The 25487-nt window shown below is 64.9% G+C and carries 15 protein-coding genes; 10 read left to right on the top strand and 5 right to left on the bottom strand.

The annotated features are described in order from the left end of the window. Window positions 1-76: 76 nt before the first annotated feature. Both Q4F19_RS10030 and Q4F19_RS10025 read left to right on the top strand, forming a co-directional pair. Window positions 77-3505, top strand: a complete 3429-nt coding sequence (locus Q4F19_RS10030) for a glycosyl hydrolase (RefSeq protein ID WP_303542146.1) — start codon at window positions 77-79, stop codon at window positions 3503-3505. Between the two features lie 55 nt (window positions 3506-3560). After that, window positions 3561-4535, top strand: coding sequence for a LacI family DNA-binding transcriptional regulator (locus tag Q4F19_RS10025; protein ID WP_303542144.1), 975 nt, complete (start codon window positions 3561-3563; stop codon window positions 4533-4535). Between the two features lie 23 nt (window positions 4536-4558). Here the strand turns inward: Q4F19_RS10025 and Q4F19_RS10020 are convergent, their stop codons facing one another. Continuing rightward, the gene (locus Q4F19_RS10020; RefSeq protein WP_303542142.1) at window positions 4559-6100 is read right to left on the bottom strand and encodes an MFS transporter; all 1542 of its coding nucleotides are present in this window, start codon (window positions 6098-6100) and stop codon (window positions 4559-4561) included. A gap of 2 nt (window positions 6101-6102) precedes the next feature. On the opposite strand from Q4F19_RS10020, the gene Q4F19_RS10015 reads away from it, so the two are divergent. From Q4F19_RS10015 to Q4F19_RS10000, 4 genes are all read left to right on the top strand, one after another. After that, entirely contained in the window at window positions 6103-8079 is a 1977-nt protein-coding gene (locus tag Q4F19_RS10015; RefSeq protein ID WP_303542140.1) for a glycoside hydrolase family 5 protein, read from the top strand. A 146-nt stretch (window positions 8080-8225) separates the two neighbouring features. Continuing rightward, the gene (locus tag Q4F19_RS10010) at window positions 8226-11096 is read left to right on the top strand and encodes a TonB-dependent receptor domain-containing protein (RefSeq protein ID WP_303542137.1); all 2871 of its coding nucleotides are present in this window, start codon (window positions 8226-8228) and stop codon (window positions 11094-11096) included. Between the two features lie 88 nt (window positions 11097-11184). Next, window positions 11185-12027, top strand: coding sequence for an IclR family transcriptional regulator (locus tag Q4F19_RS10005; RefSeq protein WP_303542135.1), 843 nt, complete (start codon window positions 11185-11187; stop codon window positions 12025-12027). A 259-nt stretch (window positions 12028-12286) separates the two neighbouring features. Beyond that, complete coding sequence (locus Q4F19_RS10000) at window positions 12287-14224, top strand: DNA/RNA non-specific endonuclease (RefSeq protein WP_303542133.1); 1938 nt, start codon at window positions 12287-12289, stop codon at window positions 14222-14224. A gap of 128 nt (window positions 14225-14352) precedes the next feature. Here Q4F19_RS10000 and Q4F19_RS09995 read toward each other — a convergent pair whose 3' ends face one another. Then, window positions 14353-16764, bottom strand: a complete 2412-nt coding sequence (locus tag Q4F19_RS09995; RefSeq protein ID WP_303542131.1) for a glucose/quinate/shikimate family membrane-bound PQQ-dependent dehydrogenase — start codon at window positions 16762-16764, stop codon at window positions 14353-14355. 353 nt (window positions 16765-17117) lie between these two features. Between Q4F19_RS09995 and Q4F19_RS09990 the strand changes: the two genes are divergently transcribed. The 4 genes from Q4F19_RS09990 to Q4F19_RS09975 all read left to right on the top strand — a co-directional run bounded on the left by Q4F19_RS09990 (window position 17118) and on the right by Q4F19_RS09975 (window position 21524). Next, the gene (locus tag Q4F19_RS09990) at window positions 17118-17711 is read left to right on the top strand and encodes an FKBP-type peptidyl-prolyl cis-trans isomerase (protein ID WP_303542129.1); all 594 of its coding nucleotides are present in this window, start codon (window positions 17118-17120) and stop codon (window positions 17709-17711) included. A 138-nt stretch (window positions 17712-17849) separates the two neighbouring features. After that, window positions 17850-18065, top strand: coding sequence for a hypothetical protein (locus Q4F19_RS09985; RefSeq protein WP_303542127.1), 216 nt, complete (start codon window positions 17850-17852; stop codon window positions 18063-18065). 49 nt (window positions 18066-18114) lie between these two features. Then, window positions 18115-20376, top strand: a complete 2262-nt coding sequence (locus Q4F19_RS09980) for a ribonuclease R family protein (RefSeq protein ID WP_303542125.1) — start codon at window positions 18115-18117, stop codon at window positions 20374-20376. Between the two features lie 62 nt (window positions 20377-20438). Next, window positions 20439-21524, top strand: a complete 1086-nt coding sequence (locus Q4F19_RS09975) for a mechanosensitive ion channel family protein (RefSeq protein WP_303542123.1) — start codon at window positions 20439-20441, stop codon at window positions 21522-21524. Here Q4F19_RS09975 and Q4F19_RS09970 read toward each other — a convergent pair. Genes Q4F19_RS09970 through otsB form a run of 3 tightly spaced genes read right to left on the bottom strand, consistent with a single transcriptional unit; the run spans window position 21485 to window position 25439 of the window. Beyond that, window positions 21485-22894, bottom strand: coding sequence for an alpha,alpha-trehalose-phosphate synthase (UDP-forming) (locus Q4F19_RS09970; protein WP_303542782.1), 1410 nt, complete (start codon window positions 22892-22894; stop codon window positions 21485-21487). The genes Q4F19_RS09975 and Q4F19_RS09970 overlap by 40 nt on opposite strands. Further along, entirely contained in the window at window positions 22891-24675 is a 1785-nt protein-coding gene (locus Q4F19_RS09965) for a glycoside hydrolase family 15 protein (RefSeq protein WP_303542121.1), read from the bottom strand. Before Q4F19_RS09965 ends, Q4F19_RS09970 begins: the two co-directional genes overlap by 4 nt. Beyond that, window positions 24672-25439 (bottom strand): trehalose-phosphatase, encoded by a 768-nt coding sequence (gene otsB, locus Q4F19_RS09960; protein ID WP_303542119.1) that lies wholly within the window; start codon window positions 25437-25439, stop codon window positions 24672-24674. Before otsB ends, Q4F19_RS09965 begins: the two co-directional genes overlap by 4 nt. Window positions 25440-25487 lie beyond the last annotated feature (48 nt).

The raw sequence follows: 25487 nt of genomic DNA, 5'->3' as shown, positions 1-25487 counted from the left end.
ATCGAAGATATTCGGCAAGCCGGCGATCCTTCTTGCGACCATCCCGACCAAGGCCGCCTCTCGTGAAGGTCAGACCATGATCAAACAGCTCGCTTATCTCCTTGCTTCGGTCGCAGGCTGCGTCGCCCCGGCGTCGCTTGCGGCTCAGATGCCGAACGTCTCGGCGTCGCAGGCGGATTTGCTGCGCGCGGGGTTCGTCGATCCAGGGCTTGCGGCGCGTCCGCGGGTCTGGTGGCACTGGATGAACGGCAACATCACGCCGGACGGCATCCGCAAGGATATGGAGTGGATGAAGCGCGTCGGCATTGCGGGGCTGCAGAGCTTCGACGCCGGGCAAGCGACGCCGCAGGTCGTCGCCGAACGACTTCCGTACATGACCGACGGCTGGAAGGCAGCCTTCAAGGGGGCGGCGGCGCTGGCAGACACGCTGGATCTCGAACTCGGGATTGCGGCGTCACCAGGCTGGAGCGAGACAGGCGGCCCGTGGGTGACGGGTCCGGACGCGATGAAGAAGATGTCCTGGTCCGAGACCCGGATCATAGGCGGCAGGCACGTCCGGGCCGTACTGCCCAAGCCACCGACCACGACCGGTATTTTTCAGACGAGCACGGCCGGCTGGACGCTGGGCGGCCGCGCGCCGGGCCAGAACCCGCCGGAATATTATGCGGACCAGAAGGTGATCGCGTTGCGGGCGCCCGATGATTCCGCTCTGCCGACGCCCAGGATCACGTCGAGCGGCGGCAGCCTCGACGCTGCGGCCTTGTCCGACGGCGATATCATGAAGGCGGCGATCGCGCTGCCGGCCGGTCGCGAAACGGGCGCCGTCTCGTGGATCCAGTTCGATTATGGTCGATCGGTTACGATCCGCGGCCTGACGCTCGCGACCCCGCTCTCGTCTCGTTACTATGACGCGCTCGATCCGCGGCAGCCGGGCTTTGCGCCAACGCTCTTCCGGCTGGAGGCGAGCGATGACGCCATCACATGGCGGGACACGGGCGCGCGCCTGCAAGCAGGGCTGCCGCAGCGCACGATCTCGATCGACAATGCGAAAGCGCGCTATTTTCGGTTTGTCAGCGTGCGTCAGGCGCCGCTGCCACCGCCGGCGCGCATACCGCGCTTCGCGCGGTTATCTCCACCGCCGGCCGACACGGTCGACGTCAACGAGCTGATCCTGCGCGGCGAACCGACCGTTCACTCCTTTGAGGAGAAGGCCGCTTTCATCACCAATGGCAATTATTACGGGCTACCTTCCGGCACCAAGGCCCCGGCACCGATGGCAAGCGAGGTGCTCGACATTACCGATCGGATGAAGGCGGACGGCACGCTCGACTGGATTGCCCCGCATGGCAATTGGGTGGTGCTGCGGATCGGCTATTCGTTGACGGGGGCGATGAACCGTCCGGCCTCGCCCGAGGCGACCGGGCTGGAGGTCGACAAGCTCGATCCGGCGGCGGTGAGACGCTATATGGATCATTATCTCGGCATGTATCGCGACGCGAGCGGCGGCCTGATGGGCAAGCGCGGGGTGCGGGCGATGATGTTCGACAGCTGGGAGGCTGCCAACGAGAATTGGACGCCCCGGATCCTGGACGAATTCAAGCAACTGCGCGGCTATGATCCTACACCATGGCTGCCGGCGCTCGCCGGTTTCGAGATCGGAGGCCCCGAACAGAGCGATGCCTTCTTGTTCGATTGGCGGCGAACCCTCCAGCAGCTGCTCAAGAAGAACCATTATGAGCTGCTGACGAACATGCTCCACAACATCGGGATGATCCGCTACGGCGAGGCGCACGAGGCGCTGTTCGCGACGATGGGCGACGGCATGGAGATGAAGCAGTCGGCCGACATTCCGATGGCGGCCATGTGGCAGGTCGAGCGCCCGGGCGAGATCGAGCCGGTTTATTATAACGATATCCAGGAATCTGCCTCGGTCGCACACATCTACGGCCAGAATATCACTGCGGCCGAATCCCTGACCGGCGGTCCGCGCTTCGGCTCGGCGCCCTGGGACCTCAAGACGACCGCGGATGCTATCCTTCTGGCCGGCGTCAATCGTTTCGTGATCCACACGTCGGCGCACCAGCCCCTCGACAAGGGCCCTGGCATGACACTGGGCGTCGGCCAATATTTTACGCGCAACGAGACCTGGGCGGAGCAGGCGAAACCCTGGGTCGATTATCTGTCCCGCGCCTCTTTCTTGCTTCAGCAGGGGCGGGCCGCCAACGACATTGCGGTCTTCTATGGCGAGGCCGATCCGGTCATCACCTTCTACCGCACCCGCTATCCCGCAGTGCCGGACGGCTATCGCTACGACTATGTCAACGGCGACGTCTTGCTCAATCGCCTGAAGGTCGAGGATGGCGCACTCGTGACCGATACCGGCATGCGTTATGGTGCGCTGCTGCTCGGTACGGGGGCCAGCCGCATCACGCTGCCCGTGCTCGAGCAGATGAGGAAGTTCGTGGAGGAGGGCGCTATCCTGATCGGCGCGCGTCCACAAGGATCGCCAAGCTTGTCCGACGATCCGGCGAAGGTGAAGGCCGTGATCGACGCGTTATGGCCGGGCGAAGATAGCGCGAGGATCGGCAAGGGGCGCGTGTTCGCAGCGGCTGACGCGGCGGCGGCGCTGCCGGCAATCGGTCTCCAGCCGGACTTCAGCTATGACAAGCCGCAGCCCGACAGCAACGTGATGTTCATTCATCGGCGGCTGGACGACGGTGGCGCTTATTATCTGGCGAACCGGGTGGAGCGCGCCGAAACCGTCAAGGGCAGCTTCCGCGTCACGGGCAAAATGCCGGAATTGTGGGACCCGGCAACCGGCACAAGCCGCCAGACTTCCTATCGTATCTCGGGAAACCGAACCGAAGTCGATGTTCCGCTCGATCCGTTCGGCTCGGTCTTCGTCGTGTTTCGCAAGGCAGCGACCGAAGCAGCCCATGTCGAGCCTATGTCGCGGTGGCAGACGCCGGTGACGCTTAGGGGCCCCTGGCAGGTTGCCTTCCAGACGGACCGCGGTGCTCCGCCGACGGCGACGTTCAAGGAGCTTGCCGATTTCCGGGACAATGAAGATCCGGGCATCCGCTATTTTTCCGGCACCGCGACGTACACGAAGCAGGTTTCGCTTTCGTCCGCCGACCTTCGCCACGGCAAGAAGGTCTGGCTCGATCTCGGCAAAGTCGGCAACCTCGCGGAGGTCTGGGTCAACGGCAAATTGGCAGGGACGGCCTGGAAGCCGCCATACCGAATCGACATCACGGACTATGCCAAGCCGGGCGCCAACGATCTCGAAATTCGAAGCGTCAACCTGTGGGTGAATCGGCTGATCGGTGACGTCCAGCCCGGGGTGACGAAGAAGATCACGTTCACCGCCGCTGACGGTCGACCGCGCGAGGGCACAACTCCGGAGGAGGCGCAGCGCGAACGGCGTATGCCCTACGCCCCCGACGCTGCCCTTGTGCCGTCCGGTCTGCTAGGACCGGTGACAGTGGCGGTCGAGGTACTCTAGCAAGGTCCGCTTGATTCGACCCGGCGGGAGGCTCCATTTGCCAACAATCTACGATTTGGCGGAGCTGGCAGGGGTATCTATCAAGACGGTTTCGCGTGTCCTGAACAACGAACCTCACGTCCGGCCCACCACTCGCGAGCGCGTCGAATCCGCCGCGCGTAAGCTGGGATATCAGCCCAGCCAGGCTGCGCGACGGCTCGCCGGAAACAAGTCCTTCCTGGTCGCGCATTTATATCAGGCTAGCGACTCCGCTTATATCGGCGGGATCCAGTCGGGGGCGATCCGCCGCTGCCGCGAACTGGGATATCATCTGGTGGTGGAATCGCTCGATGCGCATTCGGGCGAATTGCCGGGAATGGTGGAAAGGATCATCTCGGTCCTGGCGCCGGACGGCATCATCCTCACGCCGCCGCTTTCCGACGATCGCGAGGTTGTTGACCTGATCGGTCGTCGGGGCGTGCGTGTCGTGCAGGTCGGGTCGATGGAGCATGAGCACGGGCTGCAGATCTTCATGCGCGATCGTGCCGCCGCGACTGCGATTACCGAGCATCTCATCAGCCTCGGTCATCGGCGGATTGGAATGGTCCGTGGACATCCCCAGCATCGGGGCGCGGCGCTGCGATTCGACGGGTTTCTCGATGCGCTGACCGCCGCCGACATCGAGCTGCGCCCGCATTATGTAACCCAAGGCTATTTCGACGTGCAGTCGGGCATAGAGGCGGGGCGGGCTATGTTGTCTCTCGCTTCACCGCCCACGGCCGTTTTCGCGGCCAATGACGAGATGGCGCTCGGCGTGATGATCGCTGCACGCGACCTTGGCATCGATGTGCCGCGCGGGCTCTCCATCGCCGGGTTCGATGACACGCCGATGAGCAGGCTCATATGGCCGTCTCTCACGACGATCCATCAGCCGCTGCTCGACATCGGCGCGCTGGCGGTCGAGTTGCTCGTGCGTCGGAGCGAGCCCGAACTGCTCGAGGAGATTCCCTTCACGTTGCAGATCCGGGCGAGCACAGCGCAGGTAAGTTGATCGATATCGGCCGGCCCGGTCGTTCAGGCAACGGCCCCGTCTGTGCGCGCTGCCTCGGCGAGATTTCCAACGACGCGTTCGTGAACACCGAGCCGAAGCGGCGAGAGATAGGCCGCGACCCCGCTCCCGATCAGTCCGAAAGCCGACAGGCCCGCCATGACCAGTCCGATCGCCCACAGCGTGCCCGACGCCATCATGGCATTCGCATGAAAGCCGATCGCAGACAGGCAAGCCCCGTATATCGCCACGGCAAGCCCAAAGCCGGCTTTCTGCACGAACATGAATAACCCGAACAAAAACGATTCGTGGCGCACGCCCGAGCGCCATTCGCCATACTCGACCGTATCCGGCAGCGTTCCCCAATAGCTGACCTGGATACCGACGGTGACGATCTGCATCCACATGAAGAACGCGGTGGCTGTTAGAGGGCCTGTCGGCCGAATGATCAGGAAACAGATCAGTCCGGCTAGCCCGCAGGTCACCGCTGTAAGCCACATCACGCGTTTGCCGGCGCGACGGCCCAGGATGGCCCAACCGGGAGCGAGTATGAGCGAGATGAGTGCCCCCGACGACAAGGCATATCGGGCGCTGCCTTCATCGTGAACCACATATTTGAAGTAATAGAGCAAGGATTTGTTGAGCGAGGTTGTCGATAGCGTCGCGAACAACAATCCGAATGCAAGCGCGATGAATGCAGGGTTGAGCCGCACCGAGTCCACATAGGAACGAAGCGGAATGCGGGCGAGCGCGTGATCGTTAACCGGCGGCTCACGCGTTGAGAGGAAGGCAATCACCAGCGCCAGTGTCGCAACCAGCCCGAGGATCAGGGCTACGAGAAAGATACCCCGGGCCTGATCGCCATGGCCAATCGCGGCGCCCAACGGTTGCGTGACGAAACCTACGGTCGCCGTCGCGCCCGCGCCGAACAGCATGCGCAGTGATGCCAATGTGGTGCGCTCGGTGGAACTGTCTGTCATGCGCGCGGACAGCGAAGCCAGCGGGACGGCAACGACCGTATAGCAGACGCGAAACAGCAGATGCGCGACAAGCAAAATCGTCAGCATCGTATAACCCTGGCTTACGGGTTTCCAGTAAAGCAGCGCGAAGGACGCCGCGAGCGGGACAGCACCGATCAGAAGCCAATGGCGGTACCGGCCGAACCGCGTACGGCCGCGGTCGAGCAGAGCGCCCGCGATCGGATCGATGCAGCCGTCGAAGATCGACGCAACCATATAGATGAGGCCTGCAATCCCGATCGGGATTCCAACAATATCGGTGTAGAAGAAAAGCAGAAAAAACGAGATGCTCTGCCAATACAGATTGCACCCATAATCCCCGAAGGCATAGCCGATCTTCCGATACAAAGGGATGTGAGGCTTCATATCGGCGACGAACTCCTCTCGGTCGCGACCTTTGGTGTCGTCGCTGTGCGGACGCCTTAACACGTCGTCGCCCTCCGGGCTGTGCAGGACGGCTTTTTGGCTTGCCCGATCGGGTCCGGCTGCGTTCGCGCCTTGCCCGTCGGGTGCGGTCTGGCATTGCGGCCCGATCGAGAAGAGAGACACACATGGCTCATGACCGCCTGACGATCGTCGGGGACACGTTTCGGGATACCGCCGGCCGTTCTGTCATCCTGCGAGGGGTGAATCTGGGCGGCGACTGCAAGCTGCCTTATCCAGACGGCGGAACCAACATCCCGACCGATTTTGCCGATCATCGTGAGGTATCATTCATCGGCAGACCCTTCCCGATCGAAGAAGCGGACGAGCATCTCGGCCGGCTGAGCCATTGGGGTTTCAATGTGGTCCGGTTGGTCACGACATGGGAGGCTGTCGAGCATGCCGGACCGGGTCTCTACGACGAGGCCTATCTCGATTTCCTCGCCGAGATCTGCCGCCGGGCGGCGAAATACGGCCTGTACGTCATGATCGACTTCCACCAGGATGTCTGGAGCCGGATGACCGGCGGCAGCGGGGCGCCGGGGTGGACGTTCGAGGCGGTGGGCCTGGACTTCACCAAGTTTCACGCTGCGGACGCGTCGCACGTCATGCAGAACCTTTATGATTATGAGCGCGGCGGTTGGCAGGACGCTTACCCACAGATGAGTTGGGGCGGCAATCACCGGCTGCCACCGACGAACATCATGTGGACGTTCTTTTGGACGGGCCGCCTGTTCACACCCGATTATACGATCGATGGCGTCAATGTTCAGGACTTTCTCCAGTCGCATTATCTCGGCGCGATGGATCAGGTCGCGCGTAAGGTCGCCGGCATCGAAAATGTTCTCGGGTTCGACACGCTGAATGAGCCCGTGACCGGTTGGATCACGCGGCGCATGACCTATCGGCACGTGGCGCCGACCCTCGAAAACGCGCTTCGACCCAGGCTCGGACTGGCGATGTCGGCTCTGGACTGCCTGCTGGCCGCACGCGGCATCCCGGTCGCGGTGCCTCTCGTCGTTCGCGACCCGCAGACCGGCGCGCTGTCCGCACCGGCCGACAAGATCGTCAATGCCAACCGCATATCGATCTGGCGCGACGGCCTCGACTGTCCCTTCGAGGCCGCAGGAGCCTATCGCCTCGATGGCGATCGCGTCGCCGAGGTGACTGACGACTTCTTCCAAAGACGCGGAGGCAGGGAGCTCAACGCCGAAGAGGATGCCTATTCACCGCTGTTCCATAAAGTGGCGGACATCACCCGGGCACACCAGCCGGCCTGGGGGGTCTTCGCCGAGATCGAGCCTTATGCGGCCGTCTCGGGGGAAGGGTTTCCCGCAGAAATGCCCGAGCGTTCGGTCAATGCCAGTCATTGGTATGATTATTCGACACTGTACACCAAGCGATTCCAGCCTGAGGCCGCCTATGATTTCGCGACGGGCGAAACCTCCTATGGGCGGAACGCGCTGAAGCAGATCTATTGCGAGCAACTGGGGCGTATCGCCGGCCATGCGCGAGGCTTCGGTCCTGCCGGCGCTCCGACGCTGATCGGCGAATTCGGGATCCCCTACGACCTGGATCACGGCGCGGCTTTCGCCGCCTGGGCGGCCGGGAATCATGGCGACGAACTTTGGGCCGAGCATGTCGCGGCGCTTTCCTTGATGTACGAGGCGATGGACCAACTCCAACTGCACTCGACCCAGTGGAATTACACCGCGAGCAATCGCAACGATCTCATGATCGGCGATGGCTGGAACCAGGAGGATCTGTCGATCTTCTCGCGGGACCAGCAGACCGATCCTGCCGACCCGGATTCCGGCGGTCGCGCGATTGCAGGCTTCTGTCGGCCTTTTGTCCGACGGACAGCCGGTCGCCTGATCGAAATGACGTTCGATATCGATCGGCTCATCTTTACCGCGGAGATCGGCGATCTGGATGAGGGCAATGGCCCTGATTTCGCGGAACTGTACGTACCGCATGTCCATTTTGGAGCAGCACCAGCCATTGAGGTCGAGGGGGCGGACTGGCGTTATGCGCGTTCGACCCAACTCCTGACGCTGGCCTATCCGTCGGCTGCCATTGTCCGCATCACGATCCGAGCGGAATGACCACGCGCCGCATCGTGTCGCTGTCAATGCAGCATCCGCGCTTCAGCTCTTGACGCGCCAATTTTTCACGCCATAGAGCATTTGGCTTACAAATGACAGCGCTGCCATATGGGTCAAAGCGCTGCAAGGCTATGAGGGGATATCTGATGCGCGTTCGTACGGTCCTGTTCACCGGCGTTGCCGGCGCCACCCTGTTCCATGGCGCCGCTTCGGCGCAATCTGCTCCCGTCGCGCAGCCGGTGATCGCCGCGCCCGCCGAAGCTGCGGCTCCGCCCAGCGCAGCCATCGCCAGCGAGATCGTCGTCACCGGCTCGCGCACGATCCGCAACGGCGCCGCAGCGCCGACGCCCGTTACCACGCTGACTTCGCAGGCCCTGACACAGACAGCGCCAAGCAATATTCCAGACGCCCTGAACCGCCTGCCGCAGTTCCTCGGATCGTCGAGCCAGTATCGCAGCGCCACGTTCAATGCCACGGCCGGCCTCCAGGGCAATTATCTCAACCTGCGTGGCCTGGGGCCACAGCGGGTCCTCGTCCTGCTCGACGGGACGCGTGTTCCGCCGACGTCGACCAGCAATGCAGTCGATTCCAACATTCTCCCGCAGATGCTGATCGAACGGGTCGATGTCGTGACCGGCGGTGCATCGGCCGCATACGGGTCGGACGCGGTCAGCGGCGTCGTCAACTATATCCTCAACAAGCGGTTCAACGGCGTGCAGGCTACCGCGCAGCGCGGTGTCTCGACTTATGGCGATGCCGGATCCTATCGGCTCGGTATCGCCGCCGGGCAGGGATTTGCCGGCGATCGCGGCCACATCGAGGCCAGCGTCGAGCATTATGAGAATGCGGGTCTGCCGCGGCAGGACATGCGGGCGGGCTATGCGCCGCTCGCGCTCCTCGTGGGAACCGGTGCGGTCAACAACCCCTACACGCAGGTCACCGGCGCGCGGTTCAACGACGTGACGTTTGGAGGGCTTATCCGGTCCGGTCCGCTGGCGGGAAATCAGTTCAATCCCAACGGCACCATTGCTCCGTTCGTTGCCGGCACGCCCACCGGCACGTCTCAGGTCACGATCGGTGGGCAGGGAGCTGTCGTCCCACCCACCGCGCTGGTGCCCAAGCTGAACACTACCCAGGCCTTCGGCCGGCTGTCGTTCGATTTCAGCGATGCGGTCAACGCCTTTGTGCAGGGCGGCTATGGCCGCAGCAAGACGAGCTACATCTCGGCCTTCGCGACACGCCGCGCTGGAACGAGCAACGGCATCACGATCTTCGCTGACAATCCGTATCTGGCGCCCTCGGTCAGGACGGCGCTCGGTACGGCGCCAAGCTTCACCATGTCCCGCCTGTTCAGCGATGCCGCCGGCAACGAGCAAACATCGCTCACCCAGAGCTACAACATCCAGGCGGGCGTGGAAGGAAAGCTAGGATCGAACTTCCGTTGGGATGCGAGCTATACGCATGGCCGCGCACAGCTTGATTTGTCGCAGGTCGAGCAGAACAACCGTAACTTCTATGCCGCCGTCGATGCCGTGCGCTCGCCTGCCGGCCAGATCGTTTGCCGCGTCACGCTGGTCAATCCGGCTCTCGCGCAAGGCTGCGTGCCCATCAACGTGATGGGCCTCGGCAATCTGGATCCTGCAGCGCTGGCGTATATCCGCCAGGAATCGAAGTCGCGCATCGTCAACCAACTGGATGTGGTTGCCGCAAATCTGCGCGGCGACCTGTTCGATCTCCCCGCCGGTCCGGTCGCTTTTGCCGTCGGCGGAGAGGGGCGCTGGCAGAAACTCCGTCAAACGTCGAACGCCGATCCGTCGATCGCGGTCGATTATACCGGAATTCGGGGCGTACCCGCAGGGGTGCTTCCGTTCGCGACGACCAATGTCGGCTCGGCGCGCGGCAGCCAGGACGTCAAGGAAGGCTATGCGGAGCTGACAGTTCCGATCTTCAAGGATGCGCCGTTTGCGCGGCGCCTCGATCTGAACGGCGCCGTCCGATATACGGACTACAAGACCAGCGGATCGGTGAAGACCTGGAAGGTCGGCGGCGTCTACGAGCCCCTTCAGGGCATCCGCCTGCGCGTGACCGCATCGCGCGATATTGCCGCTCCCAGCCTGTTCGACCTGTTCGCGGGGCAACAGGCGCAGGTCGCGACCAACTCCGATCGTCACACCGGCGTTACCTCGACCTCGACGATCCTCTCATCGGGCAACGCCAACCTGAAGCCGGAGCGGGCGAACACGCTGGTCGGCGGACTTGTCCTGCAGCCTGTATTCGCACCCCGCCTCACCTTCTCGATCGATGCCTATCGGATCTCGATCAAGGATGCGATCGGCAGTCAGGACGCACAGACCGAACTGAACGACTGCGAACTGAGCAACGGCACTGCGCCCGTATGTTCACTCATCATCCGTCCGCTGCCCTATAGCAACACAAGCGCTGCCAACTTCCCGAGCACGATCATCGTCGCCCCGCAGAACCTGGCGCAACTGCGCGTCAAAGGCATCGACTTCGAGGCGAACTACAGCATCCCGCTGGAACAGGCGGTCGGAATGGCGGGCAGCCTCGATCTCCGAGCCTTCGTCTCCTATCTGGACTCCTATCAGACGAAGGCGAACGCGACGGCAAACTTCATTGAACGGGCTGGTCGCGTATCGGCAGTCGCGACGACGTCCGGCTTGCCGCAGTGGCGGGGGCTCGTACAACAGGCCTATCGCAACGGCAGCCTGACCATACAGCTCACCGAGCGATTCACCGGCAGCTATCGCCGCACCACCACTGAGGCGTTCGATCCTGCCTTCGTAAAGGCCCCAAACAAAATCTACACCGATCTTTATGTGTCGCAGGGATTCGACAATAATCGCCTGTCCCTGTTCGTACAGGTGGATAATCTCTTCAACGTGAAGGCGCCTTTGCTGCCGGCGACCGTCAATCCCGGCTTCACCTATCCGACGGACAAGCAGAATTACGATATCGTCGGACGCGTCTTCACTGTCGGCGCGAAGGCGCGCTTCTAACGTCCGATCTTCCGATAACCCTGGCGCGTCGCCTCGTCCAATGGGCGGCGCGCGGGGCGGTCGGACTGATGTGCCTGGGGGACATTCGGTGACCGCAAGCGACCGGCGCGAGGAACATCGCAAGGTACGTTCCGGCTCCCGGCCGCGACCGCCACGCACGCTCGATAAAGGCCTCGACCTGCTGGAGCAGATCGTATCGACTCCGATGTCCCTGTCGGAGCTCGGTCAAAGCTTCGGGATGTCGCGCACCACGCTGCGACGTTTCTCGCAGGTATTGATCGTGAAGAGGCTTGTGTCTCTGGAGGCGTCCGGGACCCTGCGCGCGGGGCCCCGATTGTTGCAATGGGCCAGCGCTGTTGACCATCAAACCGACCTTCTGAAGATTGCGCGGCGGCATTTGCAGGAGTTGGCTTCGATCACGGGCCATACCGCGTTCCTGGGTCGTCGAGACGGGGCCCATTCGGTACATTTGCTGCGATGCGAGGGGCGAGAGGCCGCGACGGTCGTCGCTGGTCCGGGCACGCGTCGTCTGCTCGCAGAGACGAGCTTGGGGCGCGCTCTATTGCTGGATGAGAACGGTCATAACCTGAAGGAAGCTTTGCAGCTGGCCTTTGCCGATCATCCTACGCAGGACGTCGAAGCCGCCATCTGCGCAAGCGCCGAGGCGGGATACGTGCTGAGCCACGGAACGGCTCCCGATTTCATTCATGGCGTCGCGTCTCCGATACGCGACGCATCCGGGCGGATTGTCGCGGCGATCAGCATTGCAAGCGCCAGAACCTATCTCAATGCGGAGCGCATGGCGCTTCTTGGCCCGACTTTGCATCAGACCGCGGCCAAGATCAGCTATCAGCTTGGCTATGTGCGGTCGGGGCCAGTGCCTGGTAACGAAGCGGGCTCGGCCTCACTGGCCGCAATGGCGGTGGAATAGAACCGGCCATCGTTCGCGCTCCGATAGCCCTGTTGACTGAGCGGCGATCTTGGAGAACACTTTCCAACGGCGCGATCTGGTTTCACCAAAGTCGACCAGATGCTGATAGCCAACTTGTCGTAATCTCAGGTTACTCGAAGGACGATCGAGACTCGCTCGTTGCTCAGAGACATCAAGTGATGGTGAACGACCGGCTGATATCGGGGATGCTCCTGGATCATAGCGGTCGAGTGCGAACTCTCGTTTCAGGAGTGACGCGATGATCGATGCCGATCGGATTCTCGAAGCCGCCTTGAGGATGTCCGCAGCGGCGGCGGCGAAGGATGCCGAACTGCAGTCCGCCATGGCACCTGCCATGCAGGACAAGGCGATCGCCGATCGCCGCCGATTTTTGAAACCGGGCGAGCGGCTCCACTTGGAGCGGACCTTCGACGACGACGACAAGCTGCCGATCCGTTACCTCGATCTTGGCTTCGTCGCCGCGCGCTCCGTCTGCCGCATATATGTGCCGGATCCGCAGACGGCGGGCGAGGCTTCGGGCTTCCTGATCGCGCCCGGCCTGCTCATGACCAATCATCATGTCCTGCCGACGTTCGATCATGCCGCAGCCAGCGCGGCCACGTTCGATGCCGAGGAGGACCGCTTCGGGCGTTTAAGGGCGCCGCATCCCTTCGCGCTGGATCCCCAGACGCTCTATGTGAACGATGAGGCTCTCGATTTCGCCATCGTCGCGGTGGCGGACGTCAGTCCGACGGGCGCCCATATTGCGGACTTCGGCTGGCTCCCATTGTTCGCGGATACGGGAAAGATCACGGATCACAGCTGTGCGACGCTCATTCATCATCCGCGCGGTCAGCCCAAGCAGGTAACGCTGCGGGGCAATAAGATCATCGTCTACAAATATGACATGCCGGGCGCGCCGGATCCCGCGAACAACTTTCTCTATTACACCGCGGATACCGAGGAGGGATCTTCAGGCGCGCCGGTGTTCAACGATCAATGGTTCGTCGTCGCGCTGCATCGCCAGGCGATCGCCAAGACGGCAACAGATCCCGGTTCCGGCCAGCCGGTGGTGCTCAAGAAGGACGGAACCCCGGCGCTGATTGGCGATCCGGACGATCAGATCGACTGGGTCGCGAACGAGGGCGTCCGGATCAGCCGGATACTCGTTCAGCTGCGCGAATTGGGCGCGGCCGCCGGACCGTTCGCTGCAGCGGCGACTGCTGCGCTCGGCAAGATCCAGGCGAATGCGGGTAACCCCCTTGCCGGCGCGGTGCCGCTTGCGCGGACCCCGGCGAAGGCCGCCACCTTCTCGGCGCCGTTCGAGCTCGTGCGGCGCGACCTGTCGCACTTTTCCGGCGCGACGGGCCACGACCTCGATTTTCTCGGCCTAAAGGTCGAATTTCCGATCCCGAACGCCGATGTCGCCCGCGAGATTGCGCTTGCGAAGAATGGAGACAAGATCCTCCATTACGAGCATTTCTCGATCCAGATGAATGCGCGGAGGCGCATGCCGATCTGGACGATGGTCGATATCGACGGGAAGAAGGTTGCCGCCCATGGCGACCGTCCTGGCTGGTCCTATGATCCGCGGATCGACGAGCAGTTCCAGCCCGACGATAGGATCTTCTCACCGGGGCAAAGTCGCGCCCGCGCGTTCGATCGGGGCCATATGGTGCGGCAGCTCGATCCGGTGTGGGGCAAGCCGGCCATTGCCGCGCGCGCGCAGGTGCACACGTTCTGCCTGACGAACGTGTGCCCGCAGGAACATGGGTTCAACGACAAGGAGTGGGGTGATCTCGAAGATCATATCCTCTCCACCACGATCGCGGCGGGCGAGCGGTGCATCGTGATCACCGGCCCGATCTTCCAGTTCGATGATCCGCTGATCGGGGACCTTCTGAAAGGTGGCCCGCGCGAGGACGTGCCGATGCCCGACATCCGCGTGCCCCGACGCTTTTTCAAGGTCGTCGCCTGGCGTGACGATAGCAAGGGCCCGCTGAAGGCGGCCGGGTTCGTTCGCGAACAGACCGATGAGATTGCGAGCAAGCCATTCTTCGAGAAAATGGTGATCGGGGCACCAAGCAGCAGCAGCGCGCGATCGCCGACATCGAAACCGCGGTCGGGCTCCGTTTCCCTGGGTTTGCTGCGGTCGACACGCTCGCCAACACCGGCAGACGGAACGTGCCGCTGTTGAGAAGCAGTGACGTCACGTTGTGAGCGCGTGGATTGCCCCGTCTTTCGCTCCCCCGGATCGGGATGGAAGATCGCCTTCCGACCGGCGGCGCGCATTGCCTTGAGCATCACGCCGCCGATGAAGCATCCTCAGGGGAGCGCATAGGCGATCACATAATCGCCGAGCTTGGTGCCGAACGAGCCGTGGCCCCCCGCTGCCGTCACGACATATTGCTTGCCGCCCTGCGCATAGCTCATCGGCGTGGACTGGCCGCCCGCCGGCAGGCGCGCCTGCCACAGCATCTTGCCCGACGTTACGTCGAAGGCGCGGATATAATTGTCCATCGTCGCGGTCAGGAAGGTGACCCCGCCCGCCGTCGCCATCGTGCCTCCCAGCATCGGCATGCCGAGCTTGAAGGGCAAAGGCACCGCCGTGGCATCGCGCGTCGTGCCGACCTTGTGCTTCCACAAAATCTTGTGCGTGTTGAGATCGATCCCGGCCATGTAGCCCCAAGGCGGCGCCATGCAGGGGAAGCCGAGCGGCGACAGGAACGGGTTGAGCTGCACGCCGAACGGCACCCCGTACATCGGCTGTACGCCGGTCTCGCTGCCGGAAGGATGCGTCGCATTCGGAGCGGCCGGGTTGTTCGGTCCGCGCGGCAGCAGCTTGGAGACGAACGGGAAGACGATCGGATTCGCGATCGCGATCTGGCGGTAGGGATCAACGGCGATGCCGCCCCATTCGAACATGCCGACGTCACCCGGAAACACCAAAGTGGCCTGCGTGCTGGGCGGCGTGAACGGCCCTTCGTAGCGCATCCGCTTGAACTGGATGCGGCACGCCAGCTGATCGAACATCGTCGCGCCCCACATGTTCGCGTCGGTCAGCTTCTCCTTCGGCTGGAAGGTAAGCTCGGAAAAGGGCTGGGTCGGCGACAGGCGATCGCCGGGCGCCGCGCCCTGCGGCACGGGCCGCTCGGGAGCACCGACGATCAGCTTGCCCGTGCGGCGATCAAGGACGAAGATATTGCCGCTCTTGGTCGGCACATAGATGGCGGGGACGATCCCCTTGGCGGTGCGCAGATCGAGCAGGCTGGGCTGCGACGGCAGATCCATGTCCCACAGATCGTGGTGGACGGTCTGGTAAGACCAGACGCGCTTGCCGGTGTTGACATCGAGCGCGACGAGCGCGCTGCCGTAACGCTCCATCTCGGGCGTGCGATTGCCGCCCCAGATGTCCGGCGCGGGTCCGCCCATCGGCAGATAGACGAGGCCGAGCTTCTCATCGACCGCCGAGATCGACCAGCTGTTGGGCGAATTGGCGGTGTAGTGATGCGTCGCCGACGCCAGCGCATTCTCGTCGATCGCGCCCGAATCCCAGGCCCAGACGAGCTTGCCGGTATAGACGTCGAAGCCGCGGACGACGCCCGAAGGCTCGTTGGTCGAATAATTGTCGATCACCGCGCCGGCCATGATCACCATCTGGCGGGTGACGACCGGCGGCGAGGTGCCTTCGTAGAAGCCCTTGTGCTTGACGGTCATGCCGTCCTTCAGATCGACCTGCCCGCCTTGCCCGAAGCCCGCGCACGGCTTGCCGGTGGTGGCGTCGATCGCGAACATCCGGCCGTCGTTGGTCGGCAGGAACAGGCGTTGCCGGCATTCCAGCGGTGCAGGCGCGCCGTCGGAGGTGCGCGCGTCTGCCGGGGTCGCATGATAGGAGACGCCGCGGCAGGTCAGGTGCTGGAAGGTCGGATCGTCCTTCACCTGCGGATCGAACACCCACTTCTGCTTGCCGGTCGCGGCGTCCAGCGCGAACACCTTCTGGTGGGGCGAGCAGAGATAGACGGTGTCGCCGATCTTGAGCGGCGTCACCTCGTCGGTCGTCTCGAGCGAGTCGTTCGGACCCTTCATGTCGCCGGTCCGGAACGTCCAGGCGACCTTCAAATTGCCGACATTGGCCGGCGTGATCTGGTGGAGGGGCGAAAAATGATCGCCCGCGCCGGTGCGGCCATAAGCCTGCCATTCGTCGTCGGGCACGGCGGCGAGATCGGTCTGCGGCAGCGCGCCGACGATGCGCGTCGGGAGGAAGCCGGCGATATCGTCATTGGTCTTCGCCAGCGCGATCCCGACGACGATCAGCGAGGCAAAGATGGCGCCCACCAGCGGCATCCGCCACGGCCGACGTGCGATGGGGAACGAACGCACGACCCACGGCGCGAGCAGCCACAGGCCGAACGGGACGAGGATGTCGCCGCGCGGCGCGAGCGGCCAGAAATTGAAGCCGACCTCGAACAAGGCCCAGGCCATCGTCGCCAGGAGGATGACCGCATAAAGCAGGTACGCGCGTCGAGCGCCCCGCCAGAGCAGGACGGCATTGGCGGCCAGCGCGAGCCCGAGGATCAAATAATAAGGCGATCCGCCCAGCCCCGCGAGCCACGCGCCGGGCACGCCGGTCACGATCCCCAGCAGCAGACAGATCGCGGCGGAGAGGCGCGCCCACAGGCCGGTCCTGTGCGCGGCCGTGCCGTGGACGGGCGAAGGGTGGAGAGGATGTGCGGGCATGGAGATGTCCTGCTGGGCAGCCGGAACGGGCATCGGCGGGCCACGGGCGGGTCTTGCCATCGGACCCGTGAAGCGGTCCGGACGGCAGTCGACAAAGAGACCGGCCGGGACGCGGATGCGCCTCGATCGAATCGGCGGAGTGCCAAGCGACCCTCTCCAGGATCGGCGCGGCGCCTACGCCTCGATCCGTCCAGTTTCAACACAAAATGGTCAGCATCGCTGGCATATTATGAGTCTGCCCTCGCCATGCATCGGCTGAACGGGCGGCGTCGCGGCTTCATCCGACGTCCGGACAGACGCCGCGGCCGGCAGCCGGCTTGATCGCGCGCCCGGGCTCTGCCTATGGCGCGCACATGAACATCTCCTCGTGCAAGCCCGGCCGCCTCGCATTCGCGATCATCCCGCTCCTGTGGGCGACGCCTGCGGCAATCGCGGCGACGGCGCGCCCGGCCAAGCCGCGCAGCGTCGCGCCGAAGCCGATCGTGACGAGCAACGCGATCATCGCCTTGCCGCTGAACCCGATCATCGCGCCGGCTCAGCGGCTGTGCGGCGCGCGCACGGCTTCGGGTCTGGGGTACGACATGCTGCGCCCGGCCTCCGGCGCCAAGCCGGCGGCAGACGCCACCGTCCTCGTCAACTATATCGGCTATCTGGCGGCAACCGGCGTCGTGTTCGATCAGGGGATGCGATCGCCGCTTCCGGTCTCCGGGGTGATCCCCGGATTTTCGCAGGGCTTGCAGATGATGAGTCGTACCGGGATCGTGCGGCTCTGCATCCCGGCGGCGATCGGCTATGGCGCCCAGGCATCGGGACCGATCCCCGCCAATTCCGACCTCGTCTTTCAGGTGGAACTGGTCGACTTCAAGACGGCGGCCGAAATGGCGGACATGCAGAAGTCCGTACCATCCGATTTGGCGACACAACCGAATGCCGCGCCGCAGCCTTAGGCTGGAGAGGAGGCGGCGCTCTTGTGCGGGCATGCCGGACAGCTTAGCCGTTGGTCACGCTGTCATTCGCGTCAAAGCAGGCCAGTCGGGGGGAGCGGCCCGTTCGCTCCACACGGCGCACGTCATCGAGGATATTGCATGATACCGACGCCGGACTGGGACGAAGCCTGCACGCTCACGCAGACCGAGGGTGAGGACATGCAAGGCTCGCTGGCCGAGCTCGTCCTGTTCGCGACGCGCACAGAGCTGCCCGATCGCCCAACCTATCTGCTCGTCTCCGAGACGCTGGGCGAGGTCGATAACGAGCAACTGGAGCAGTTACGCCGCCGGCCGGATTTTCCGCTGATGGCGTGATCGCGGCATCGGTAGGGACAGCGCCGCCGATCCTCTCTATGGCTCGGTGATGCGCCGTCCCACCACGCCCGGGCTTCCCAGCCGCCAGCAGATCCTCGATTTCATCGCCTCCAGCGATACGCCTGCGGGCAAGCGCGAGATTGCGCGCGCCTTCGGCCTGCACGGGCAGGAGAAGATCACGCTGAAGGCGCTGCTGAAGGACATGGCCGACGAGGGCCTGATCGACAGCGCTCCCGGCCGCGCCTTCCACAAGATGGGCGGCGTGCCGAAGGTCACCGTCCTGCGCGTCATCGACATCAGCGACGGCGGACAGGCTTACGCCGTGCCCGAGAGCTGGCATGCCGATCAGCCGCCGCCGCGGCTGCGCATCGTCGAGAAGGGCCGCAAGGGCGCCGCCCTAGCGATCGGCGACCGGCTGCTCGCACGGACGGAGGAGGCGGGCACCAATTGGGTCGCGCACCCGATGAAGAAGCTGGCGCGCGGCGAGGAGCTGATCCTCGGCGTGCTCCATCAGGAAGGCGATCGGCTGTGGCTCAAGCCGGTGGACAAGCGCGAGCGGCGCGAACTGCAGGTCTCGGACGCGGGCGATGCGCGCGCGGGCGATCTCGTGCTGGCCGAGAAGGCCGGGCGGCCGCCGCGGGTCATGGCGCGCGTCACCGAGCGCCTGGGCCAGCCCTTCGAGCCGCGCAGCTTCAGCCTGATCGCGATCCACAAGTTCGATATTCCCGATCGCTTCTCCGAAGAGACGATCGCGGAGGCGGAGCGCATGGCGCGTCAGCCGCTGGGCGAGGGGCGGGAGGATCTGCGGCACCTCCCGATCGCCGCGATCGATCCCGCCGATGCGCGCGACCATGACGATGCCGTGTGGGCGGCGCCCGACGAGGATCCTGCCAATGCCGGCGGCTTCGTCGCAGTCGTCGCGATCGCCGATGTCAGTTTCTACGTCCGCCCCGGCTCCGATCTCGATCGTGAGGCGCGCCGCCGGGGCAACAGCGTCTATTTCCCCGATCGCGTCGTGCCGATGCTGCCGGAGACGCTTTCGGCCGACATCTGCTCGCTCAAGCAGGGCGCCGATCGCGCCGCCTTGGCCTGCCACCTGACGATCGCGGCCGACGGGACGCTGAAGGCTTGGCGCTTTACCCGCGCCGTCGTCCGCATCGCCGCGAACATCGCCTACGAGGATGCGCAGGCGGCGATCGACGGCCGCGACGAGGTCGTGCTGCGGCCCGTGCCGGCCGAGCTGCTCGAAGCGTCGCTCAAGCCGCTGTGGGCGGCCTGGGCGCTGCTCGCCAAGGCGCGCGACGCGCGCGAGCCGCTCGACCTCGATCTGCCCGAGCGCCGCGTCGTGCTTGACGAAAAGGGGCGGATCCTTTCCGTCGCGCCACGCGAGCGGCTCGATGCGCACCGGCTGATCGAGGATTATATGATCGCCGCCAACGTCGCCGCCGCCAAGGCGCTGGAGGCGAAGAAGGCGCAGGTCATGTACCGCGTCCACGAGGCGCCCAGCCGCGAGAAGCTCGTCGCGCTCAAAGACTATCTCGACACGTTCGGCGTGTCCTTCGCACTCGGCCAGGTCATCAGCCCCGCGACCTTCAACCGCATCATCGAGAAGATCGGCGACGTCGATTTCCGGCCGCAGGTGATGGAGCAGATCCTGCGCTCGCAGACGCAGGCTTATTATGCGCCTGCCAACCAGGGGCATTTCGGCCTGAGCCTTGCCAGCTACGCGCATTTCACTAGCCCGATCCGGCGTTATTCCGATCTGCTCGTCCACCGCTCGCTCGTCGGCGCGTACAAGCTTGAGCCAGCGGTCGAGCAGACGCGCCTTGCGCCGGCGGATGCGGCGGATCTGTCCGTCGTCGGGCAGGCGATCTCGGCGGCCGAGCGCCGCGCGATGGAGGCCGAGCGTGAGACGGTCGACCGCTATGTCGCCGCGTTCATGGCGACGAAGGTCGGCGAACTGGTCGACACCCGGATCACCGGCGTCAAGAATTTCGGCTTCTTCGCGACGGTTGAAGGGCTGGGCGGCGACGGCCTCGTTCCCGTTTCGACGCTCGGCGCCGAGCGTTTCCGCTATGACGAGGCCGCACAGGCGCTGGAAGGCGAGGAGAGCGGCGATCGCTACGTGCGCGGCATGAAGCTCGCGCTGCGGCTGGTCGAAGCCGACCCGATCGGCGGTTCGCTCCGCTTTGAGCTGGCCGAAGGCGCGAACCATCTGCCGATGCGCGGCGGCGGGGTGCGGCGCGATCGGATGGCGACGGGGCGGCGCGGGCGCCCCTCGAACATCCGGCATAACGGCAAGCGGCGCTAAAGAGGGAACGGCGCGGCTTCGGTGCCGTTGCTCCCGAAGGTCATGATCTCCGGAGCATCATCTTGACGAGTTTTCTCCCCGGCGCACCGCTCTGGCTGGCGGACATCGTCGCCATCGTCGCGACGATCTTGGGCGCACTCCTCTTCCACCGGATCGCGATGTTCGTCGCGGTGCGCGCCGCGCGGCGGACGCGCACGATCGTCGACGATCTGATGCTGGAATGCCTGAGCGGGCCGATCCGGTGGCTGCTCGTCGTCTTTTCCCTGTCGGCGCTCCAGCCGGCGCTGGAGATGACCGAGGGCGCGCAGATTGCGTGGCGGCGCGTGCTGGGCCTCGTCATGCCCGCCTTGCTTGGCTGGCTGGCGATGCGGCTGCTCGGCGCGATCAACCGGGTGGTGCAGGCGCAGGCCGATATCAGCGTCGAGGACAATCTGCGCGCGCGCCGCCGCCGGACGCGGGCGGGCATTCTTCACCGGGTGGCGATGTTCGTGGTGGTCGGGATCACCTTCTGCCTGATGCTGATGAGCATCCCCAGCATCCGCACGATCGGCGTCACTCTGATCGCCTCGGCCGGTCTCGCTGCGCTGGCGATCGGCGCGGCCGCGCAGCCCGCGCTCAAGAACCTCATCGCCGGGCTGCAAATGGCGTTCACCGAGCCGATCCGGCTCGACGACGTCGTCATCATCGACGGCGAATGGGGGCGGATCGAGGATATCCGCCTGACCTTCGTCGTCGTGAAGATCTGGGACGAGCGCCGGCTGGTCGTGCCGGTCTCGAAATTCCTCGAGGAGAGCTTCCAGAACTGGACGCGCGAGACGAGCCAGCTGTTGGGCAGCGTGGTCTGGTATCTCGATCCCGCTACCGACGTGGATCGGCTGCGGGCAAAGCTCGGCGAGGTCGTCCAGGCCAATCCGCGCTGGGACAAGCGTTTCTTCAATCTGCAGGTGACCGACGTGAAGCCCGACGCGATCGAGGTACGCGCGCTGATGACCGCCCGCGACGCCACCGTCGCGTTCGATCTGCGCTGCGACGTGCGCGAGGCGATGCTCGCCTTCATGCGCGACGAGATGCCGGGCGCGTTCGTCCGCACCCGCGCCGACGTGACGGTTCAGCCGACCGGGGCGGGGGCGGCAGCGTCCGCCGCCTGAGGCACGTTGAGCAGCACGTCGGTGAAGCGCTGGCGCCACCAGATGACATCCTCGCGCTCGACATTGTCCATCAGCGCGCGCCAGCGCTCGATCCTCTCCTCGCGCGGCATCTTCAGCGCGGTGATGATCGCGTCGGACATCTCCTCGGCGCTGTAGGGATTGACGATCACCGCCTGCTTGAGCTGGATCGCGGCGCCAGCGAACTTGGAGAGGATGAGCACGCCGGGATCCTCGGGATCCTGCGCGGCGACATATTCCTTGGCGACGAGGTTCATCCCGTCGCGCAACGGCGTCACCAGCCCAATCTTCGCGGCGCGATAGACGCCCGCCAGCACGTCGCGCGGATAGCCCTGATTGACGTAGCGGATGGGCACCCAATCGAGATCGGCGAAGGCGCCGTTGATCCGTCCCGAAAGACCCTCGAGACCGGTGCGGATCTTCTGATAGGTTTCGACCGACCCGCGCGAAGGCGGGGCGATCTGGAGGAGGAACACCTCCTTGCGCTCGCCCGGATGCTCCTTGAGGAAGCGTTCATAGCCGAGGAACCGCTCTTCGAGCCCCTTGGAATAATCGAGCCGGTCGACGCCGACGATCATGTCGCGCCCGACCGCACTGTCGCGCATCTGGCGGAAGGCGAGCCGCGCGCGCGTGCTGCGCGAAAGCGCCGCGAATTCCTTCGCGTCGATTCCGATCGGGCAGGCGATCGCGCGGATGCTCCGCCCGTCGAGGCTGACCACGTCGCCATCGACCGTGCCGCCCAGCTCGGTGACCACGAAATCGCGGAAGGATTCGAGCCACTCCTCGGTGTGGAGGCCGACGACGTCATAGGCGAACAGCGTGCGGACGAGCTGCGCGGCTTCGGGCAGCGTCGAGAGCAACCGCAGCGGCGGCCACGGAATATGGAGGAAGAAGCCGATCCGGTTCGCGCAGCCACGCTTGCGCAGCTCGTCGCCGAGCGGAAGCAGGTGATAATCCTGCACCCACACGACATCGTCCGGCTCGATCAGGGGACGGACCGTATCCGCGAAACGCTGATTGACCCGCTGATAGCCGCCGGCGAAGCCGCGCTCATATTCGGCGAGATCGATCCGGTAGTGGAAGAGCGGCCACAGCGTCCGGTTCGCATAGCCGTCATAATATTCCTCGACGTCCTGCGCTTCGAGATCGACCGTTGCGGTCGTGATGTCGTGCGCGCGCTGGAGGTTGATATGACCGGTGAACTGCTCGGTCGTCTCGCCCGACCAGCCGAACCAGATGCCCCGATATTCGCGCAACGCCGCCGAGAGCGCGACGGCGAGCCCGCCCTGCGCGCCCGAATGCGATCCGGTCGGCGCCGAGACGCGGTTCGAGATGACGATCAGGCGGCTCATCGGATCGAGGTCCACGGTTTGCTCAGCATCGCGGCGCAGTTGATCATGCCGACGAGCGAATAGGTTTGCGGGTAGTTACCCCAGAGTTCGCCGGTGACGGGATCGATATCCTCGGACAGCAGGCCGGCGGAGGTTCGCCGCGTCAGCATTTCCTCGAACAAGGCACGCGCGTCGTCCGAACGCCCCGTCGCCTGCAGCGCCTCGATCAGCCAGAAGGTGCAGACGTTGAAGGCCGTCTCGGGCAGCCCGAAATCGTCCTCGGTCGCGTAGCGCAGCATATGCGATCCGCGCCGCAGGCCATCTTCCACCGCGCGCAGCGTCCCGAGAAAGCGCGGATCCTCCGGTGCGAGAAAGCGCAGGTCGAGCAGCTGGATCAGGCTCGCGTCGAGATCGTCGCCGGCGAAGGTCGCGGACATGCGCTCGGTGTCGGGCCGCCAGGCCGCGTCGATGATCCCGTCGCGGATCGTCGTGGCGCGTTCGGCCCAGTAATCGCGCCGATCGGCCAAGCCCAGCGCATGCGCCGCATTGGCGAGCCGGTCGCAGGCCGCCCAGCACATCGCCGAGGAGTACGTATGCACGCTCTGGCGCGTGCGCAGCTCCCAGAGACCCGCATCGGGCTGGTCGTGAAACTCCCAGGCGCGCTCGCCGACGCGCTCCAGCGCGGTGAAATCCTCGATCGTGGCGGGGCGGAACAGGCGATGATCGAAGAAGGCGTGCACGCTGCACAGAACGATCTGCCCATAAGCGTCGTGCTGGATCTGCTCATAGGCCTGATTGCCGACGCGCACCGGCCCCATGCCGCGATAGCCGGCGAGATCTGGCGCGAACCTCTCCTCCAGCGTCGCCTCGCCGAGCACGCCGTAGAGCGGCTGGATATGCCCGCCCTTGGCGCTGTCGACGATGTTGCGCAGATATTCGAGATAACCCTCCAGCACGTCGAGCGCGCCGAGCCGGTTGAGGGCCTGGACCGTATAATAAGCGTCGCGGATCCAGCAGTAGCGATAGTCCCAGTTGCGCTGCGACCCCGCATGTTCGGGGATCGAGGTGGTAAGCGCCGCGACGATCGCGCCGGTCTCCTCGTGCTGGCACAATTTGAGCGTGATCGCCGAGCGGATGACGACATCCTGCCATTCCAGCGGGATGGCGAGGCCGCGCACCCAATGCTGCCATTCGGAGGTGGTGTTCTGAAGCATCTCCTCCAGCGTCGCCTCGACATTGCCCGAGAAGCTCTCGTCCGGGCCGAGGAAGAAATAAAGCGGGCGCTCGACCCGGAAGATCTTCTCTTCCAGGATCATACCGACTGGGGCGGTGGTCGTCAGCCGCAGCGTCAGGGTCTCGCCCGGAAAGCGGATATGGTTCGATCCGCCGGTGCGGATCGCGCAGCCGCCGCCCCACCCGCAGGTCGGTCGCAGCCGGATGCATATGCGCGGGCTGCCCGCGACCGGGCGCACGATTCGCGCGAAGGCGGTCGGGCGATAGCTGCGCCCCAGCCGCTCGAAGCGCGGGCAGAAATCGATGACCTCGATCGCATTGCCGAGTGCATCGGTCTGGCGGCTGATCAGGATCGGCGTGTTGCGGACATAGCTCTGCTCGACGGAGACGCAGTCCTCCAGCTCGATCGCCCAATAACCGGTGTCCGGCGTCTCGCCGCCGATCAGCGCGGAGAAGAGCGGATCGCCATCCACGCGCGGCACGCAGGCCCAGATCATGCGCGCGTCGCGATCGATCAGCGCGCTGACCTGGCAATTGCCGATCGGCCAGAGATCGAGCGTCGCGGTCACGCCGCCACCCGGGCGGCCGCTTCCAGCCAGTTGATCGTCTCGGGCACGCCCGCGAGCCGATACTGCGCCTCGCTCGGCCGATCGTCGCCGACGAGCACGCCAATCCCGCCGAGGGCCTTGGCGGCGGCGAACGCGGCCTCGTCGGTCAGATCGTCGCCGAACACGATCGGGCGGGTGCCGATCATCGGGCGGTCGGCCATGAAGGCCGTGATCGCGTCGCCCTTGTCGGCGCCGGGCACGCGGAACTCGACGACCATCTTGCCGCGCTGGAGATGGATGTCGCTCGTCTCGGTCAGGCTTTCGGCAAAGCGCTGGCAGGCGAGTTCGGCCTCGGGCGCCTGGCGATAGTGGAGCGCGACGCCGAACGGCTTGACCTCGACCAAAACACCCGGCCGATCGCGGCTGAACGCCTCGAGACGCGAGACGGTGGGCGCCAGCCAGGCGGGCGGCGCGGCCTCGCGCCGCCGACCATCGGGCCAGACGATCTCGGCACCGTGGCTGCCGCTGACCGACAGCCGGGCAAGGCCGAGCAGGCGTTCCACCTCGGCGGCGGGGCGCCCGGTGACGATGGCGAGCCGGCGCTCCAGCGCCGTGTCGAGCGCGGTCAGCACGGCGCGCAGGCGATCATCGACGATCACCGCGTCGGGCCGATCGGCGATCTCCACCAGGGTGCCGTCGAAATCGAGGAACAGGCTGGCGCCGCGGATCAGATCCACGGGGGGCGCCGGCTTGCCCTCGACGAGGGTCGTCGTCTCATGCTGCATCACGGTAGAAAAGGATGCCGCGCCCGATCGTTCCACTGCCGGGTCATT

The organism is Sphingomonas natans, from assembly GCF_030546695.1.
In the GTDB taxonomy this organism is placed as follows: Bacteria; Pseudomonadota; Alphaproteobacteria; order Sphingomonadales; family Sphingomonadaceae; genus Sphingomonas_I; species Sphingomonas_I natans.
This window is presented reverse-complemented; position numbering and strand designations above follow the sequence as displayed.